Genomic DNA, 18,120 nt, shown 5'->3' on the forward strand with positions numbered 1-18,120 from the left:
AAGATAGAAGATAAAAGATAAAAGATAGAAGATAAAAGATAGAAGATAAAAGATAGAAGATAAGAGCAAAGGGGTTAGAGGTGAAGGTTGGGGGCTATTAAGGTGATGCTGTGATATCTGTGCTTTAGCTAAAGGTGATATGTTGTAAAAGAAATTAAATAACTAGTAGAATTATAAAGGAGATATGTAGACCATGGCACAAATATACCAGAAGGATGCTAAGGATAGAATTTTAGATGCAGCTTTGAATGTTGTGAATAAAAATACTATAAGTGGTACTCGAATGCATCTTATTGCCGATGAGGCTGATATGGTTCAGTCTAATATTCATTATTATTATAAAACTAAGGATGAGCTGATGCTGGCTCTTCAAAATTATATCCTGGAGGAGTGCTATACCTTTAGAAAGATTCATAAGAAGAGCTCTAAGGATGATTTAGAAAGCCAGCTGGATGTATATATAAATCAGAAAAAGAAGCTCATCCTTGATAAGAGTAACTATGACTTTGCAGAGATAGATTTTTGGGTCCAGGGAAAGATCAATGAGGAGATACGACTAAGATTTCAGCACTCCTATGAGGAATGGAGAAGAGAAATAAGAGAAATTTTAGATAAGTATTGTAAGGACATGAACGAGGCTACTAGAAGGCAGTTACCTTATATAGTGGTTTCTATGCTTGAAGGGGCAACAATTCAGTATGGAATAAGCAGAGAGGGCTTTGATGTGGAGGAATACTTTGCTAGTGTGAAGAGAATGGTGTTGAATGAAGTTAATAGAGCAAAAGATTAGGTTGGGGTTTGTTGACGGGGAGAGTCTTTTGTAATATGATAAAAATATAACGAAGATTATGAAAAGTTGAAAGACACTTAATGGAGTAAATACAGTGATTTGGTGTATTTATTTCTGTTTATACTCATATGAAAACGTTATTTGTATTGAATTGTTTGAATAGTAATTCTATTGGGTGTGGTTGTTTTATTTTTAGGGCAGGGATTGCTTGAGTTTGTTGTGATATTTTTGATTATTGGTTGATTGATTAGTCAATCTAAGTAGTTTGAATATGGAATGAAAGAAGCAATTAAGAAATGGGGAAGGCTATGAAGGAGTTTTTTAGGGTTCTTAGGGATTTGTCCTCGGATTATGAGAATATGGCTATGACGGTTATTGAAGGAGAGGCTCTGGGGGAAAAGCTTATATTATCAAGGGGTAATTTAGTATATGAATCGAAGGAAGGGTTGTTTTCTTTAAGGGAAGGCTTGAAGCTTTATTCTGAGAGGATACAGGGAGATAAAAAGCTGGTTATTTGTGGAGGAGGGCATATTTCTATTCCGCTGATAACCATGGGGAGGCTTTTAGGCTTTCATGTAACGGTTATTGAGGATAGGATTTTATATGCTGATAATGCTAGGAGAGCAAAGGCTGATAGGGTTATTTGTGATAGCTTTCAGAAGGCACTGCAGGAGATAGATGGGGATGCTAGTAGTTACTTTATTATTGTTACTAGAGGTCACCGCCATGATCAGGACTGCTTAGAGGAGATTGTTAAGAAGAATAACGGCTATATAGGTATGATAGGCAGTAAGCTTAGAGTTAAAAAGGTCAAGGAGGAGCTTATAGCTAGGGGGATACCTGAGGAGGCTCTGGATAAGGTGTACAGTCCTATAGGTCTTAAGATAGGTGCTGAAACTCCTGAGGAAATTGCTGTGGCTATAATGGCAGAGGTAATCCAGGTGAGCAAAGCTTTGCGAGAAGCTGGTGGTTATTCTAAAGAGCTTCTTTCCTCTATTTTAGAGGAGGATGGGGAGGACAAAATCCTTGCTACCATAATAAAAAGAAAAGGATCAGCACCCAGGGGAGTTGGTGCAAAGATGCTTATCTTTAAGGATGGGAGAACCCTTGGAACAATTGGTGGTGGCTGTGTGGAGGCGGATATTATCACTAAGGCTCGTTATCAGCTGTTGGATGGGGACAAGGCTCCACGGATATATAAGGTGGATATGACAGGGGCTGATGCAGAGGAGGAAGGTATGGTCTGCGGAGGTACTGTGGATATACTTTTAGAATGGGTGTAGCTTATGAAGAAGGATTTTAATGGTTATAAGGCTTTGATACTGGCCGCTGGTCTTTCTACCAGGATGAAGAGCTTTAAGCCTTTGTTGCCTCTGGGAGATAAGACCATCATAGAGCAGACCATAAGTAGATTTTTGCAGGCTGGTCTTGAAAAAAGTGATATTTTAGTGGTTATTGGTAGGAAGGCAGAGGAGCTGGCACCGGTGCTTAGTAAGCATGGGGTTTCCTATGTTATAAATGATAGATATGAGACCAGTGATATGTTTTATTCAATTCAGCTGGGACTTAAGGAGCTTTCGGAGCCCTTGGAGGGAGTTTTACTTTCCCCTGGTGATATTCCTCTTATAAAGGCAGGTACCATCACTAGCTTGTTGGAGGAAAGGAAGAGGAGCTATTTTAATATAATTATTCCTTCCTTTAATAATAGAAGGGGGCATCCTATCTTATTAGGAAAAGAAATTATTTCAGCAGTGGCTTCTTATAATGGTAAGGACGGAATGCATGGCTTCCTTAAGGAGCAGAAAAATTATATTCATTATATTAATGTACAGGATGAGTATATGCTTATGGACCTAGATAAACCAGAGGACTATGAGAGAGCACTGAAGATATATAGTGAGGTTAAAGAACGTGGGGGTGAGCTTAATGAGGGAAATTGAAACTATTAAAGCTGTGGGACATATTCTGTGTCAGGATATAACTCAGATAATACCGGGGGAAGTAAAGGGTCCTGTATTTAGGAAGGGACATATTATTAGGGAAGAGGATATACCAGTTTTGTTATCTGTGGGTAAGGAGCATTTATATATTTGGGAAAAAACAGAGGGAATCCTTCATGAAAATGAGGCGGCAGAGATTCTTTATAGTATCTGCGCCAATGAAGGAATGACGGGCTCTGATATAAAAGAGGGGAAGATAGAGATATCCTCTCTTATAGATGGACTTTTTAAAATAAATAGAGAAAAGCTAAGGGGTATCAACAGTCTTGGAGAGATGATGATAGCTACAAGACATGGGGACACTGAGGTTAAAAAAGGGGATAAGCTTGCTGGTACAAGAATTATTCCTCTGATTATTGAAAAGGAAAAGCTAGATAGGGCTGTGGAAATAGGAGGAGGCGAAGGGATTTTAAAGGTGCTCCCTTTCAACTATAAGAAGGTAGGGATAGTTACTACCGGAAGTGAGGTCTTTAAGGGAAGAATTAAGGACAGCTTCGGTCCTGTGCTTAGGGATAAGCTCTCCTATTATCCAACGGAAATTATCGGGCAGAGAATCACCGACGATAATAAGGAGGATATTAGAGAAGCTATACTGAAGTTCATTGAAGAGGGAGCAGACATGGTTATCTGTACTGGAGGCATGAGTGTAGATCCCGATGATAAGACTCCTGGAGCTATTATGTCCACAGGAGCTAATATAATTTCCTATGGTGCACCAGTACTGCCAGGGGCAATGCTGCTTTTATCTTATTATTATAATGAGGGAAGAGAAATACCAATATTAGGACTTCCTGGCTGTGTAATGTATGCAAAGAAAACCATATTTGATCTGCTTCTCCCTAGGCTTATAGCAGATGATCCAATTTCTAAGGAGGATCTAGCAGCTTTAGGAGAAGGAGGTCTATGCCTTCAATGTGATGTCTGTACCTATCCTAACTGTGGCTTTGGGAAAGGTCGATAAACATCAGCTTATAGCCAGTTAATATCGGAGGAGTTATGAAAAGGAAAGCTTATATCTATATATTATTAATTGCTGCTATTATTTCAAGCTTTACTGGCTGTGGAAGCAAGGAAGCTGCTTCTAAGGATAGTGGAAAAAAAGACGTCTCTATACTGATTGCAGCAGCTGCAAGCCTAGAAGCTTCCTTGGAAAAATCTATAATACCGCTTTTTGAAGAAAATCATCCTGATATAAAGGTTCAGGGGACCTATGATGGTTCTGGGAAGCTTGCACTACAAATTCAAGAGGGGATTCCTGGAGATATTTTTATATCAGCAGCGGCAAGTTCTATGGAAGTACTTAAGGGTAAGGAGCTTATCTATGAGGATTCTATAGTAGAGCTTTTAGAAAATAAGCTTGTACTTATAGTGCCTAAGGCTTCTAGGGGTAGCTATAAGAGCTTTGAGGATATAATTAATGCCAAGACCATAGCCATAGGAGATCCTGCATCAGTCCCTGCTGGGCAATATGCAAAGGAAGTGTTAGAGGCCATGGGTCTATGGGAGGAAGTAAGTCAAAGGGCAAGTCTTGGGACAAACGTTACGGAGGTTCTTCAGTGGGTGGCTGAGGGTAGTGCAGAAGCAGGTCTTGTATATGCTACCGATGCAGCTCTTGAAGGAGATAAGGTTGAGGTAATAGAGGAAGCCCAAGAGGAGTTTCTAAAAAGCAGAATTATTTATCCTGCGGGAATAATTAGAGCTACTGAAAACAAAGAGACTGCAGAAGAGTTTTTAGATTTTTTAGCTTCAGAGGAAGTAAAGGAAATTTTTAAGTCCTATGGCTTTTATCCAGCGGAATAGCCATCAGTATTATTAAATTTAGAAGGAATCGATAACTATTAAGTTAATCAATTTATTAAAGAAAGGAAGAGGAGAATGAATATATCACCTATAGTAGTGTCCTTAAGAACTGCAGCCATATCAATATTCATTACCTTCTTCCTTGGAATTTTTTTAGCCTATTTAGTGATGAAAATAAAAAAGGAAAAGGTGAGAGCGGTAATTGATGCGCTGCTGACCCTGCCACTGGTTCTTCCACCTACGGTGGTAGGCTTTATTCTTCTTTATATTTTTGGAACGGGAAGACCTATTGGAGCCTTCTTCCTTGAGTTTTTTAGGGTGAAAATAGTCTTTTCCTGGGGGGCCACGGTGCTAGCAGCAGTGGTAATGTCCTTTCCGCTGATGTATCGCTCCGCCCGTGGTGCATTTCAAGCCATAGACGAGAATCTAATTTATTCGGCACAGACCTTAGGAATAAGTCAGAGTAGGATTTTTTGGAGAGTAATTCTTCCCAGTGCTAGAGAGGGTGTAATTAGTGGGGGAGTCTTAGCCTTTGCCAGAGCTCTGGGGGAGTTTGGAGCTACTGCCATGATAGCAGGTAATATCGATGGTAGGACAAGAACCCTTCCTCTAGCTATATATTCTGCTGTAATGGCAGGAAACATGGAGGAGGCTTCTAAATACGTTATATTAATACTTCTCCTATCTGTGGTGATAATCATATATATTAACAGGCTTCCATACTTAGAGAGCTTTGGTCTTAAAAGGAGGAAGAAATGACTTTAAAAATAGATATAACAAAAAAGTTTAAAGACTTTAATTTGGACATAAAACTGGAAAGTAAAGAAGGGTGGCTTGGACTACTGGGAGCCTCTGGGGCGGGGAAGAGCGTAACTCTAAAGGCTATCGCTGGGATAATAACCCCTGATAGAGGAACGATCATATTAAATGATAGGATACTTTTTGATTCGGAAAAGAAAATCAATCTACCCCCTCAGGAGAGAAGAGTAGGCTACCTTTTTCAGAGCTATGCTTTATTTCCCCATATGACTGTGGAAGAAAATATTGCCTTTGTTATAAAAGGAGGAAGAGCTCTTAAAGAAAAAAGAACAGGAGAATCTCATTGAGCTGTTTCGCTTAAAGGGCCTTGAGAGGACTTATCCCAAGGAGCTTTCAGGGGGACAGCAGCAGAGGACTGCTCTTGCAAGAATAATAGCCTCGGAGGCGGAGGTTTTACTTTTAGATGAGCCTTTTTCAGCACTGGATAGCTATCTGAGAGAGGAGCTTATTGAAGAGCTTCTACCGGCAATTAAAGCCTTCAGCAGTGAGGTTATTTTAGTAACTCACCGCAGCGAAGAAGCCTATAGGCTCTGTCAGGAGCTTGCTATTATAAGCTCTGGCAATATTATTAGTAAAGGTTCTACTAGAGAGATTTTTAAGAATCCCAGAAAGTTAGAGGGAGCCAAGCTTCTAGGAATTAATAATATTTCACCTATAGAAAAAATCTCAGATTATGAAATCCATGCTATGCACTGGGGGGTTAATTTGAGAGTGGATGAAAGGGTTCAGGAGAAAAGCAGGTATGTAGCTATAAGCCCCTATTCAGTAAAGCCACTGTGTATTAAGAACAAAGGATTAATAAATCTAATTAATAGCAGCCTGGTAGAGGTTATTGAAAAGCCTTATGACCTGGAGCTTATTATTAAAAGCAAAAGTGGACAGGGAGCTCTCCGGTGGATTATAAGCAGGGAAAAATGGCAGAAGGAATTTAGTGGAATGCCACCGGAATCCTTATACCTTTCTCCTGAGGAGCTGATTTTACTGGAGGATTAATAAAGGATAATTTATTAATTATTAATAGGAGAGATATTTATGGGAGATTTAACTCATTTTGATAACAAAGGTAATGCCATAATGGTGGATGTTTCGGAAAAGGAGGATACACTAAGAATTGCTGTAGCCAAGGGTAGAATATCCGTAGGTCCTGAGGTTATGGAAGCCATAAGAGAGGATAGGGTTTCCAAGGGAGATGTTTTAGGAGTAGCAAGGGTTGCCGGTATTATGGCAGTTAAGCAGACAGCTAGCCTTATACCCATGTGCCATCCCTTATTTATAACCAAATGCTCTGTGGATTTTGAGATAGATAGAGAGAATAGCTTTATCTATGCCATTTGTACTGCTGCCACAAAGGGAGCCACGGGAGTTGAAATGGAAGCCTTAACAGGAGCCAGCATAGCTTTATTAACCATATATGATATGTGCAAAGCCATAGACAAGAGTATGGAAATAGGTGAGCTTCACTTAGTGAAGAAGTCCGGTGGAAAGAGTGGAGATTATATAAGTGAAAGAAGGTGAAGGTAGTGAAGGATGGTTTTAATAGAGAGATAGATTATTTGAGAATATCTGTTACAGACAGATGCAATCTAAGATGTATTTATTGCATGCCTCAGGAGGGAATATCCTGGATAGATCATCAGGAAATCCTCACCTATGAAGAGATAGAAAGACTCTGTAGGATATTTGCTAGCTTAGGAGTAAAAAACTTTAAAATAACTGGAGGTGAACCCTTAGTAAGAAAGGATTTACCTGTTCTAATAAAAAAGCTTAAGAAGATAAATGGGACAAAATCCGTAACCCTTACTACCAACGGAGTGCTTCTGGAGGAAAATTTAGAAGCTCTTATGGAGGCAGGCTTAGATGGGGTTAATATTAGCCTCGATAGCTTAAACAAGGAAAGCTATGAGAGTCTTACCAGCAGAGAAGGCTTCCATAAAACCATGAGAGGGATAGAGGAGGCTTTAAAGCATCCATCTCTCAAGGTAAAGTTAAATTGTGTGCCGCTGAAGGGGATAAATGATAACGAGCTAGTGGCCTTAGCAAGGCTGGCAGAGGACAAGGCTCTTTCTGTGAGATTTATAGAAATGATGCCCATAGGCTTTGGTAAGAATTTTGACTTTATGGGAGAAGAGGAGATTATAGAGCTTTTAGAAAAGGAGCTAGGCCCCTTAAAGGCAACGGAGGAAGCTCTGGGCAATGGACCTGCTCATTATTATAGAGCAGAGGGCTTTATGGGAAGGATAGGCTTCATCAGTGCCAGGACCCATAAGTTCTGTGAAAGCTGTAATCGTGTAAGGCTTACGGCAGAGGGCTATTTTAAAACCTGTCTTCAATACTCTCTGGGAGCTTCCTTGAAGGAAGGTCTTCGTAGAGGAGACAGTGATAGTGAAATTGAAGCTATTATAGTTAAGGCGCTACTGGAAAAGCCTAAAGGTCATGAATTTGACAAGGATTCTGACCTTCAGGATGGAGAAGATAGAAGGATGTTTTCTATTGGTGGATAAATAATAGGAGGGATTACTATGGGAAGAGTAGAAGCTGTATGTATAAGTGAAAAAAAGGGGACTCAAAAGGTTAATGTAGGAAAGGCTAGGCTTATAGATAATTTTGGCATAGAAAATGATGCTCATGGAGGACCCTGGCATAGACAGGTAAGTCTATTAGCTAAGGAAAAGATAGAGGAGTTCCGTAAAAAAGGTATATTAGTAGCCTATGGAGCCTTTGGAGAAAACCTTGTGGTTGAAGGTATAGATTTTGCAAAGCTTCCTGTTGGAACACATTTTAAATGTGGAGAGATATTACTTGAGCTTACTCAGATAGGGAAGAAATGTCATGATCGCTGCCATATATATAATACTGTAGGTGACTGCATAATGCCTAGAGAAGGGGTATTCACTAGAGTTATAAAGGGTGGAGAGATTTCTGTAGGAGATATGCTAGAGATAGTAGATATGGATCTAAAAAATGAGGCATTAGAAGAACAAAGCCAAGAGAAAATAAATATAGGACGGAAGACAGAATAATGAGGGCGGCTATAATTACCTCCAGTGATTCAGGCTATAGAGGAGAGAGGGAGGATTTAAGTGGTCCTGCCATTAGAGAAATCGTGGAAAAAAACGGCTTTCAAGTGGTTTCCATGACTCTGCTTCCTGATGAAAAGGAGCTTCTCAAGGAAGAAATGATGCGTATCTGTGATGAAAATATAGCTGAGGTTATATTCACCACAGGAGGTACAGGCCTTTCCTCTAGAGATTGTATGCCTGAGGCTACGGAGGAGGTAGGAGAGAGAAGAGTTCCTGGGATTCCAGAAGCCATGAGGCAGTACTCCATGACCTTCACCAAAAGAGCCATGCTATCTAGAGCCACCTGTGTAACGAGAAAAAATACTCTAATACTAAACCTTCCTGGAAGCCCTAAGGCCGTGAAGGAATGTCTCGAATATGTGATATTAGACCTAATCCATGGACTTGAAATAATGGTGGGTGAAGCTAATAATTGTGCAAGAAAGTAATTGTTTACAATAAATTTTAATATTGTGCTATAAATGTTAATATATCAGTATTGATAGATGATTTAGTATATTATAAAATTAAGGCAATGAAGTAAGCGTATAATCTTTTGTTGCCTCCTTTTTAGCCTAGAATTCTTAACAGTGTTAAGTATTTTGGGCTTTTTATAAGTGAGGGCTGTGCAGAGTTATGATAAAAATACTATGTTGATTGGCTGCTATATAATAGTTTTAATTTACCGAAACAAATGAATTAGGACAAGTATTATCTTGGAAGGAGATACGGTACATGGATAAGGAAAGTTTAATGAAACAGCTTAAAGGAGGCTTAATTGTATCCTGCCAGGCGCTTCCTGGTGAGCCTTTATATATTGAAGGGGATACCATGATGCCTCTCATGGCTAAGGCGGCAAAGGAAGCTGGGGCCTGCGCTATAAGAACTAATGGTGTAATGGATGTGGAGAGAATAAAGGAAGCTGTAGGCCTTCCCATAATAGGAATTATAAAAAAGGATTATCCAGGCTGGGAGCAGTATATTACTGTAACCATGGAAGAGGTTGATAGCCTTGTAAAAGCCGGAGCTGATATCATAGCCTTAGACTGCACCCTAAGAGAAAGAGGAGATGGCAAGACTATTGGAGATTTCATAAGGGAAATCAAGAGTAAATATCCAGAGCAGCTACTAATGGCGGATATATCAAGCCTTGAGGAAGGGATCAATGCCTGGAAGTCAGGGATAGATTTTGTAGGGACAACCCTAAGTGGCTATACTCCTTACACTGTGGGGAAGGAAGGTCCAGATTATGAGCTGGTGGAAAAGCTAGCGGAAGCTATTGATGTACCGGTAATCGCTGAGGGTAAGGTTCACTATCCAGAGCAGGCTGCTAAGATGCTGGAGCTTGGAGCTTATGCTGTAGTAGTGGGAGGAGCAATTACAAGACCCTTAGAAATTGCTAAGAGATTTATGAAGGAAATAGCTAATGTAAGTAAATAAAGTAAATAAAGAAAAAGCTCGGGAGACAAAATGTCTATACCCGAGCTTTTTTTATTCCTTTACTTCAGCGATGTAAGTCCAAGTCCTTCCCATATCAAGAGATTCATATTTACCTTTTGAACCCCCGTTATAGTCACCATCCTGTCCCTGTCCTACTAGAAGAATAAGCTTGTCTTCTTCGATAAAAGGTGGCTCAGGAAAATCAAAGGGAATATAGTCTATGGAGGTGTCATTTAATTGAGGCTCTGGGAGCTCTACCTTTGTAAAGGATAAGCCACTATCTTCTGTTCTATATAATTCACCATAGCTACCACCGCTTTTGGATAATATTATAAAGCCGTGGCTTTCATCTATAAATTTAATTCCTGCATCCCCACCGGTATTTCCCAGGAAGGGGTCCTTATTTATCTCAGTCCAGCTCTTGCCTTCATCCTCTGTTTTTTCTAGATTGAAAAATCTACTTCCTAAGGCCGCATCTACTATGGTGAGACGATAGCCTTTAATGTTACTTATATAGGAAGTGAGGGAGTTATCCTGAGGCTCTTGCTTTGGAGGGGGATTCTTCATAGCAGAGGAAGGGTCCTCAGCAGCAATATTGGTGAGGTCTTCCGTGAGAAGATATCTTATTGGTGGATAGCTTGACTCATTGTCAGGAACATATAAGGATACAAAATATCCTTTAAGCTCAGAATAAGCAGACTGTGCATCCTGAGTATTTCCTTGAAAGTCTATGTACCTTATCCCCTCAGTGTTATAACCGAAGGATCTGTCTCCTGAATATAGAATTCCATACTCCTCTTGATTCCAGTTTTTCAAGTCTTCCTTAAAAGGTATAACCTTTATTGTATCTATAAGGGGTTGAAGCAGCTTATATTCTGAGTAATCTTCTGTGACATAGCCATCTAGGTAAAGGGTAAGCTTATTAGATTTACTGCTGTCATAGCTAATCAAATAGCTTTTTGTGATACCCTCATTATTTTTTCCATAGACAAAGGTATCAATATAGGTAATTGTTCCATCAGAGGAAAACCTAAGGTCAAAGGAGGAAGAGATATAAAGATTCTCTGGTATATTGAATTTTTCATCGAGGGTACTTATTAACCCTTCTAGGCCATCCTCATAAAGATTAGCTTTTTTAAAGGACACAGTCCGCTTATTCTTTAAATCCGAGAGAAACCAGGCAAGCTTGCCATTATAATTTATGCCACTATGATAAACCTTCACTCCATAATTTACTGTAATAGCTAACAGAATTACTAAGGCAGCAGCGGTCCATGTTCTACCCTTTAGGAAGGTTGTCTTACTTTCGTAAGAGGCTGAAGCTCTGCGAGTCTTTATAGCATAAACTATTGGCCAAGCTATAAAAAATATCAGTGACAGAAGCAATATGGGGAGATTTTTAGTCTTATTACCATACTGAGCTATACTTGAAAGATGATACCAGGCGATGGCGTAAACTAGTATAAATATGGGATTGGTAATTGAATAAAGTAAAGCTTTAAACATATTATTTTTAGTATCTTTTTTATTTGACATTTATCTAAGACCTCTTTTGTCAATAGGATTTATCTGATCCTACCTTATTTTTTTGAAGAAATTACTATTTTGTCATTGGTAAAATATAGTGCTACTATTTATACGTGCTATCTTATCGAAAAGTTAATGTGCTATAAATATTTTGTATTTTCTAATAAAAAGCATTATGATAGATTATATATAAGATAGCCGAGGAGGTGAGAGGTGTAATGGATTTATCTACCAGGTTAATAAGAGCACAGCTAGAGCTGATTAAGCCCTTTCTTGATGATGCGTCAATTGAAAGTGCACGAAAATGGCAGGATAGGATTGGTAAGCTAATAGAGGCGAGGCATAGGGCAGAAATTAAAGTTTTGGACCATAGCTTTCAGGGATTTGATGGAGCTTGGATTACCCCTAAGGTTATAGAAAAGAAGGGGGTAATATTATATCTCCATGGTGGAGGCTATGTATGTGGTGATTTAAATTATGCTAAAGGCTTTGGAAGCACCTTAGCAGTAAAAACCTCCATGAAGGTTTTTTGTGCTGCTTACCGCTTGGCACCAGAAAATAAATATCCAGCTCCCTTAGAGGATGCTTTAACGGCCTATGAATTTCTATTAGAAGAAGGACACAGCAGCAAGGAAATAGTTCTCTGCGGGGAAAGTGCTGGGGGAGGTCTTATTTATGCTCTATGCTTAAGACTTAAGGAGCTGGGAAGGCCATTACCAGCAGGACTTATTGCTATTTCACCCTGGACTGATATGACCCACTCTGGAGAGTCCTATGAGAAAAATAAGGCTTCTGATCCATCTATGACTGTAGAAAAACTTGAATTTTTTGCAAGCTGCTATACAGAGGATAGAAAGAATCCCTTAGTATCTCCTTTATGGGGAGAGCTTTCAAAAATGCCTCCTTCACTTATATTTGTTGGAGGAGATGAAGTAATGCTGGATGATTCTGTGAGGCTTCATCATAAGCTTCAAGAATCCGGCTGCAAAAGCAAGCTTATAGTTACCCCTCACATGTGGCATGGTTATGTTCTTTTTGATTTGAAGGAGAATAAAGGCGATTTTAATAAGATAAATGTTTTCTTAGAAAGGGTGCTCCATGAAAAGAGAAAGCTTCATTGGATGAGGCTTGATAATGCTGCAAAGATATATCCTGCAGCCAAGAGAAGAAATTGGAACAATGTATTCCGTCTTTCCATGACCCTAAGGGATAAGGTGGATGAGGATATTCTCCAGCTGGCCTTAGAGATTACAATAAGGCGCTTTCCCTCCATAGCTGTTAGGCTTAGAAGAGGAGTGTTCTGGTATTATTTAGAGCAGATACCTCATGGACCTGAGGTTATGAGGGATAAGAGCTATCCCCTATCGAGAATGCCCTTTGATGATATTCGTAAATGTGCCTTTAGAGTGCTATATTATGAAAATAGAATAGCCGTGGAATTTTTTCATGCACTTACCGATGGTAACGGGGGAATGATATTTTTAAAAAGCCTCGTGGCTGAATATATATCAAGAAAATATAATGAGGAGGTTCCTAATACTCATGGGATATTGGATAGATATGAGTCACCAAAGGAGGAGGAGCTGGAGGATAGCTTTTTGAAATACTATGGGAAGGCGACCATGAGCCGAAAGGAAGCTACAGCTTATCGATTAACTGGTACTCCTGAAGATGACGGCTTCCTTAACAATATCACCTGTATGTTTAAGGTGCAGGAGGTTTTAGCTCAGGCAAAAGCCTACGGTGCTACCCTTACGGAATTCATCGCAGCAGTAATGATTATGTCTATTATGGAGCTTCAAAAAAAGAAGATATTATCACCTAAAAGACTGAAGCCTGTGAAGGTATTGATACCGGTGAATCTTAGAAAGCTCTTCAAAAGTGAAACCTTAAGAAATTTTGTCCTCTATGTTACACCTGGTATAAATCCCAAGATGGGAAGCTATACCTTGGAAGAGATCATCAAGGCTGTTCATCATCAAATGGGTGTGGAGCTTAATGATAAGCATATGAGGGCAAGAATGACAACCAATGTGAAAAGTGAAAAGGCAGTAATTTTGAAGGTTATGCCCCTTTTCGTAAAGAACTTTGCCATGAAGCTTGTGTACAATGTGGTGGGTGAGAAGAAATCCTGTCTCAGCATATCCAATTTAGGTGCTGTTGCTCTTCCGGAGGAAATGAGTGGGTATGTAGAAAGAATGGACTTTATTCTTGGAGTTCAGGCGACGAATCCATATAATTGCGGAGTTTTATCCTACGGGGATATTCTATATATTAATTTCATCAGAAGTATTAAAGAACCAGAGCTGGAGGCAACCTTTTGCAGAAGAATGAAGGACCTTGGCTTATGGATAAAAGTAGAAAGTAATCAGAGGTGAGACTATGTACTGTGTAAAATGTGGTGTAGAGCTAGCGAATAATGAAAAACCCTGTCCCTTGTGCGGTACTCCTGTGTACCATCCTGAAATAAAGACTGAAAAGAGCAATACTCCATATCCTCCCCATGAAGAAACAGTGGAGAGGGTCAGCCCTTCAGGAATGCTATTTATCATAACTGTGATATTTATCCTTCCTCTGATAATAACTCTTTTGGCTGATTTAAGTATAAATAGCAACATAACCTGGTCTGGTTATGTTGCTGGTGCAATTATTCTAACATATATTATTGCTATATTACCTTATTGGTTTCCAAAGCCCAATCCTGTGGTGTTTGTATCGGCAGATTTTATAGCAATTGGGTTATTTCTGCTCTATATAAATTATAATGCAGGAGGAGATTGGTTTTTATCCTTTGCCCTTCCAGTGATAGCTGGAACCATGCTCATAACTATTTCTGTAATTGCTCTAATAAGATATGTGAGAAAGGGGTATTTTTTCATTATAGGGGGAGCCTTCATTTTAACAGGTGGCTTTATGCTTCTCATAGAGTTTTTGCTTAATATAACCTTTAATATCAGGGATAGGCTTATCTGGTCCTATTATCCCCTGATAGTTTTAACTCTCCTAGGGCTGGCTCTAATTATAATAGGCTGCAGTAAAACCCTGAGAGATTCCTTATACAAAAAGTTTTTTATATAGATGGAGGTTAATAAATGGAATTTAACTTAGCTTTTCCGCAGTATTTTTGGATACTTTTCGCAGTAGCAGCTCTCATCAGCTCCATAGGCTTTTATAAATTTATATATTTTATATCCATAGGCTATGGCTTTGCTATTACCGGTCTTGGGTTAATAATGATATTTTTGTATCGTGATTCAATTACTCTTTTAGGTGCACTACAATGTGCACTGCTCATTCTTTATGGCTGTAGGCTTGGAGGATATCTCTTGAAGAGGGAAATTAAGAGTCCTTCCTACAAAAAGCACATGGAGAATGAGGTTAAGAGTGGAGAGGATATGACCCTTGGGGCAAAGCTATCTATCTGGATAACCTGCGCTCTTTTATATGTCCTTCAGGTATCACCGATATTTTACCGTTTGTCTGCAGGGACAAAGGACGATATCCTTTCTTATATTGGACTAGCTGTCATGGCCTTTGGTCTAGCCTTTGAGGCGCTGTCAGATTATCAAAAATCTAAGGCAAAGAAAAAGAATCCTAAACGCTTTTGCGATGTAGGACTCTTTAAGGTGGTTAGATGCCCAAATTACTTAGGAGAAGTAATTTTCTGGACAGGCGTTCTCATTACTGGTGCTGCTAGCCTTCAGGGAGTTATGCAGTGGATCTGTGCCCTTATAGGCTATTTTGCCATAGTTTATATCATGTTTGGTGGTGCCAGAAGATTAGAGCTTCGCCAGAATAAAAACTATGGCGATGATAGAGAATATCAGGAATACGTAAGAAAAACTCCTATTCTTCTGCCTCTAATACCCCTTCACAGTGTCGCTGATTGGGAATGGCTTAAGGGGTAGTATAAAGCTTTAGAGCATAGTCCATGAGCTCTCCTTCAGCGGTGATTTCGCTGGGATGAGGATAGCTCATGGCTATTTTTTCGAACTTTAATTTAAGCTCTTCAGCTTTTTGTGCATCCTTTTCTGCTAGAAGGGCATAAGCATACTGGGTTCTCAGGATGGAAGGGAAGCTTTTCATGACCTTCATGATTTGTTTTTCACTCTTACCCAGAAGCTTATCCAGTACCTCGGGACGATTCTCATTAATTACCTCACAATATACAAGGTCTAACATCATTAGGCTACGATGGAGTCCCAATATACCTGTATCCAGCTCTAGTAGCTTTTTCATTGTTTCCTCAGCTTTTATAAAGTCCATGGAGTCCATGAGCCTGTTGCAGGCAAAGACACCTAAGGAAGCAACCATGCTGTTTTTCATTGCCTCCTCCGAGGGAATAACAAACCACTCTTGAGGCATGTCCTTAAGACGTACTCCCTTGGTAATCTGTTCATTAATTTTCATCTGGACATAAAAGGCTCTTAGGGAATCTGGATTATTACCCATGGATAAGGCATTATAGCCATCATTATCTACGGTTCCTAGGCTAAGAGGTATTCCGTTCATAAGAGCAAAGGCTATACCGATAATAGTAATCATCAAAAAGAAAATCGATAGGCTTCCTCCCCTTGGGAATATAAAATACAGAGCCCCAAAGATTCCTGAAATTATCAGGTTCATAATAGAACCGCCAAAATTATAAAGTACAAAAGGTATCCTACCATTTTTAAATTCTGGAGGTACCATGAGGCACTGGCCGCCAGTTCCTGCAATGGATAAGCGGCGAAGACGGAGCCTCCCATCTATTTTGATCCACATAAGGCTGCCAATTCTAAAGGATGAAAATTTATAACCGGTGATTAGTCCAAAAACCAGATGTCCTCCTTCGTGAAGGATTATCTGAAGAAATATTGCAATATAAACTGAAATAAAAAGTAATACACCCTTATAGATTATTTCTCTCAGGGAAGCTTGACCATCAGACATGTCCATTAAATAACGGGCTATAAAGATGCCGCAGACACCACCCATGACCATAAAAAGGCCTATCATTAGTCGCTGAGGCCATTTGCTCGACTGGTTTTTATTGGTTTTACTCATTCTACACATCCTTTCTGAAGCCTATAATTATATTTCAGCCGCTCATTTAATGAAAAAGGAGCGGCTGTTTGTATTAAATATTATTTATTTAGTAGAGCTTTTGTGCTTGCAAGCTTGACGCAGAGACAGAAGATATCCATTGCTGCCTCCAGCTCATCAAGAACAGGGTAGGAAGGAGCTATACGTATGTTTCTATCCTCTGGATCATTGCCATAAGGATAGGTTGCTCCTGCACCAGTCAAGGTAACTCCCGCTTCCTTGGCTAGTCTAACGGCTTCCTTAGCGCAGCCTGGAAGGGTGTTTACAGATACAAAGTATCCTCCTTTAGGGCTTCTCCAGGTGGCTAGTCCTGTTCCGGATAAATGCTCCTCTAATTTTGAAGTAACCATATCAAATTTAGGACGAAGCTCCTCTGCTAAAAGCTTCATGTGATTTTTTACACCTTCAGGATTTTTAAAATACTCCACATGTCTTAGCTGATTAATTTTATCGTGACCTATGGTCTGAGCGGACATGTGCTTTTTTATTTCCTTTATGTTCTCAAGGCCTGAGGCTAAAAGGGCTACCCCTGAACCAGGGAAGGTTATCTTTGAGGTGGAGAAGAAATATAAGACTCTGTCCTCATTATTATAAGTCCTTGCTGCTTCTAATATATTTTTTAGTGAAACTTCTTCATATATATGATGAATTCCATAGGCGTTGTCCCAGAATATTCTAAAGTCCTTAGCAGCAGTTTTCATGGAAACTAGACGGTCCACTGTTTCATCACTGTAGCAGATTCCTTCAGGATTGGAATGTAGAGGAACACACCAGATACCCTTTATAAGTGGATCCTTGGAAGCTAGCTCTTCTACTATATCCATATCAGGGCCATTCTCTGTAAGGGGCACGGTGATCATCTCTATGCCTAGGGCTTCACAGATGGTAAAATGCCTGTCATAGCCTGGGGAAGGACATAAGAATTTCACAGGTGTTCCTTCAAGGTCATAGGCCTTCCAGGGCTTTTCTCCTTGAGTACCAAAGAGGCATAGCCTTGCCATGGCATCATACATCAGGTTAAGGCTTGAGTTTCCTCCTATAATCATCTGAGCTGCATCTATATCCAGGAGGTCAGAAAACAGCTTCTTACATTCTGGTATTCCATCTAAAACTCCATAGTTACGAACATCTAATCCATTTTCTGAGTATAAGCCTTCAGGCTTTTTTAATAGCTCATTGGATAAATCCAGCTGTGAGGAGGCAGGCTTACCTCTTGACATATCCAGCTTAAGTCCTTTTTCCTTATAGCCTTCATATTCCTTTTGTAGGCTTTCTTGATAAGCTAGAAGCTCATCCTTTGTATAATCTGTAATTGATTTCATATTATCCTTCACACTCCACATAAAAGTCTATTGAAATTAATTTATGTTCTTGCCTTCTTTATTAATTATAGAGGTATTTGAAGATAAAGACAAATAGATAAATTTTGACTAAGTACTCATATAGGCTCTTATATAACTGGAATTTCATAAATTATACCGGAAGATTATCAGTAGGTTAGGAAAAAATATAAAAAGTTAAAGATTTAACATATAATTCCTTGAGAATTTATGGCTTTAAAAATTTATATTGATTTTATGGTAGAATTTGTTTATCGTCT

General features: G+C 39.4%; 19 protein-coding genes and 1 pseudogene. 17 read left to right on the forward strand and 3 right to left on the reverse strand.

Features of this window, described 5'->3' with window-relative positions; all coding sequences use genetic code 11:
* The first annotated feature begins 193 nt into the window (after positions 1–193).
* The 14 genes and pseudogenes from ACPWSR_RS12785 to ACPWSR_RS12850 all read left to right on the forward strand — a co-directional run bounded on the left by ACPWSR_RS12785 (position 194) and on the right by ACPWSR_RS12850 (position 9,908).
* Positions 194–790 (forward strand): TetR/AcrR family transcriptional regulator, encoded by a 597-nt coding sequence (locus tag ACPWSR_RS12785; protein WP_426348618.1) that lies wholly within the window; start codon positions 194–196, stop codon positions 788–790.
* Between the two features lie 308 nt (positions 791–1,098).
* Positions 1,099–2,073 carry an XdhC family protein gene (locus tag ACPWSR_RS12790; RefSeq protein ID WP_426348619.1) on the forward strand — a complete coding sequence of 325 codons (975 nt, stop codon included), beginning with the start codon at positions 1,099–1,101 and terminating at the stop codon, positions 2,071–2,073.
* Between the two features lie 3 nt (positions 2,074–2,076).
* The gene (locus ACPWSR_RS12795; RefSeq protein WP_426348620.1) at positions 2,077–2,730 is read left to right on the forward strand and encodes a nucleotidyltransferase family protein; all 654 of its coding nucleotides are present in this window, start codon (positions 2,077–2,079) and stop codon (positions 2,728–2,730) included.
* Complete coding sequence (locus ACPWSR_RS12800) at positions 2,717–3,751, forward strand: molybdopterin-binding protein (RefSeq protein ID WP_426348621.1); 1,035 nt, start codon at positions 2,717–2,719, stop codon at positions 3,749–3,751. Before ACPWSR_RS12795 ends, ACPWSR_RS12800 begins: the two co-directional genes overlap by 14 nt.
* Before the next feature lie 35 nt (positions 3,752–3,786).
* The gene (modA, locus tag ACPWSR_RS12805; protein WP_426348622.1) at positions 3,787–4,590 is read left to right on the forward strand and encodes a molybdate ABC transporter substrate-binding protein; all 804 of its coding nucleotides are present in this window, start codon (positions 3,787–3,789) and stop codon (positions 4,588–4,590) included.
* Between the two features lie 75 nt (positions 4,591–4,665).
* Positions 4,666–5,349, forward strand: a complete 684-nt coding sequence (modB, locus tag ACPWSR_RS12810) for a molybdate ABC transporter permease subunit (RefSeq protein ID WP_426348623.1) — start codon at positions 4,666–4,668, stop codon at positions 5,347–5,349.
* Positions 5,346–5,696 carry an ATP-binding cassette domain-containing protein gene (locus ACPWSR_RS12815; protein WP_426348624.1) on the forward strand — a complete coding sequence of 117 codons (351 nt, stop codon included), beginning with the start codon at positions 5,346–5,348 and terminating at the stop codon, positions 5,694–5,696. Before modB ends, ACPWSR_RS12815 begins: the two co-directional genes overlap by 4 nt.
* 1 nt (position 5,697) lies before the next feature.
* Positions 5,698–5,763, forward strand: a pseudogene (locus tag ACPWSR_RS12820) (hypothetical protein); the annotation flags it as partial.
* Between the two features lie 351 nt (positions 5,764–6,114).
* Positions 6,115–6,402, forward strand: coding sequence for a hypothetical protein (locus ACPWSR_RS12825; protein WP_426348625.1), 288 nt, complete (start codon positions 6,115–6,117; stop codon positions 6,400–6,402).
* 39 nt (positions 6,403–6,441) lie between these two features.
* Positions 6,442–6,924: a cyclic pyranopterin monophosphate synthase MoaC gene (gene moaC / locus ACPWSR_RS12830; protein ID WP_426348626.1), complete on the forward strand. Its 483-nt coding sequence runs from the start codon at positions 6,442–6,444 to the stop codon at positions 6,922–6,924.
* Positions 6,925–6,929: 5 nt separating this feature from the next.
* A complete protein-coding gene (gene moaA / locus ACPWSR_RS12835; protein ID WP_426348627.1) occupies positions 6,930–7,910 on the forward strand; it encodes a GTP 3',8-cyclase MoaA in 981 nt (326 codons plus the stop codon).
* A gap of 18 nt (positions 7,911–7,928) precedes the next feature.
* A complete protein-coding gene (locus ACPWSR_RS12840; RefSeq protein WP_426348628.1) occupies positions 7,929–8,429 on the forward strand; it encodes an MOSC domain-containing protein in 501 nt (166 codons plus the stop codon).
* Complete coding sequence (locus ACPWSR_RS12845) at positions 8,429–8,917, forward strand: MogA/MoaB family molybdenum cofactor biosynthesis protein (protein WP_426348629.1); 489 nt, start codon at positions 8,429–8,431, stop codon at positions 8,915–8,917. Before ACPWSR_RS12840 ends, ACPWSR_RS12845 begins: the two co-directional genes overlap by 1 nt.
* Positions 8,918–9,203: 286 nt before the next feature.
* Positions 9,204–9,908, forward strand: a complete 705-nt coding sequence (locus tag ACPWSR_RS12850; RefSeq protein WP_426348630.1) for an N-acetylmannosamine-6-phosphate 2-epimerase — start codon at positions 9,204–9,206, stop codon at positions 9,906–9,908.
* A gap of 51 nt (positions 9,909–9,959) precedes the next feature.
* Here the strand turns inward: ACPWSR_RS12850 and ACPWSR_RS12855 are convergent, their stop codons facing one another.
* Entirely contained in the window at positions 9,960–11,444 is a 1,485-nt protein-coding gene (locus ACPWSR_RS12855) for a WD40/YVTN/BNR-like repeat-containing protein (RefSeq protein WP_426348631.1), read from the reverse strand.
* A gap of 209 nt (positions 11,445–11,653) precedes the next feature.
* Here ACPWSR_RS12855 and ACPWSR_RS12860 point away from each other — a divergent pair, with 209 nt between their 5' ends.
* The 3 genes from ACPWSR_RS12860 to ACPWSR_RS12870 are packed head-to-tail and all read left to right on the forward strand — an operon-like array spanning position 11,654 to position 15,343.
* Positions 11,654–13,813: an alpha/beta hydrolase gene (locus tag ACPWSR_RS12860; protein ID WP_426348632.1), complete on the forward strand. Its 2,160-nt coding sequence runs from the start codon at positions 11,654–11,656 to the stop codon at positions 13,811–13,813.
* 4 nt (positions 13,814–13,817) lie between these two features.
* A complete protein-coding gene (locus tag ACPWSR_RS12865; RefSeq protein WP_426348633.1) occupies positions 13,818–14,513 on the forward strand; it encodes a DUF6320 domain-containing protein in 696 nt (231 codons plus the stop codon).
* A gap of 14 nt (positions 14,514–14,527) precedes the next feature.
* Positions 14,528–15,343 carry a DUF1295 domain-containing protein gene (locus tag ACPWSR_RS12870; RefSeq protein WP_426348634.1) on the forward strand — a complete coding sequence of 272 codons (816 nt, stop codon included), beginning with the start codon at positions 14,528–14,530 and terminating at the stop codon, positions 15,341–15,343.
* On the opposite strand, the gene ACPWSR_RS12875 is transcribed toward ACPWSR_RS12870, so the two are convergent.
* Complete coding sequence (locus ACPWSR_RS12875) at positions 15,333–16,481, reverse strand: hypothetical protein (RefSeq protein ID WP_426348635.1); 1,149 nt, start codon at positions 16,479–16,481, stop codon at positions 15,333–15,335. The genes ACPWSR_RS12870 and ACPWSR_RS12875 overlap by 11 nt on opposite strands.
* An 80-nt stretch (positions 16,482–16,561) precedes the next feature.
* A complete protein-coding gene (locus ACPWSR_RS12880) occupies positions 16,562–17,842 on the reverse strand; it encodes an aminotransferase class I/II-fold pyridoxal phosphate-dependent enzyme (protein ID WP_426348636.1) in 1,281 nt (426 codons plus the stop codon).
* Positions 17,843–18,120: the final 278 nt, after the last annotated feature.

Source organism: Alloiococcus sp. CFN-8 (genome assembly GCF_049943125.1).
In the GTDB taxonomy this organism is placed as follows: domain Bacteria; phylum Bacillota; class Clostridia; order Clostridiales; family Clostridiaceae; genus JAEXZL01.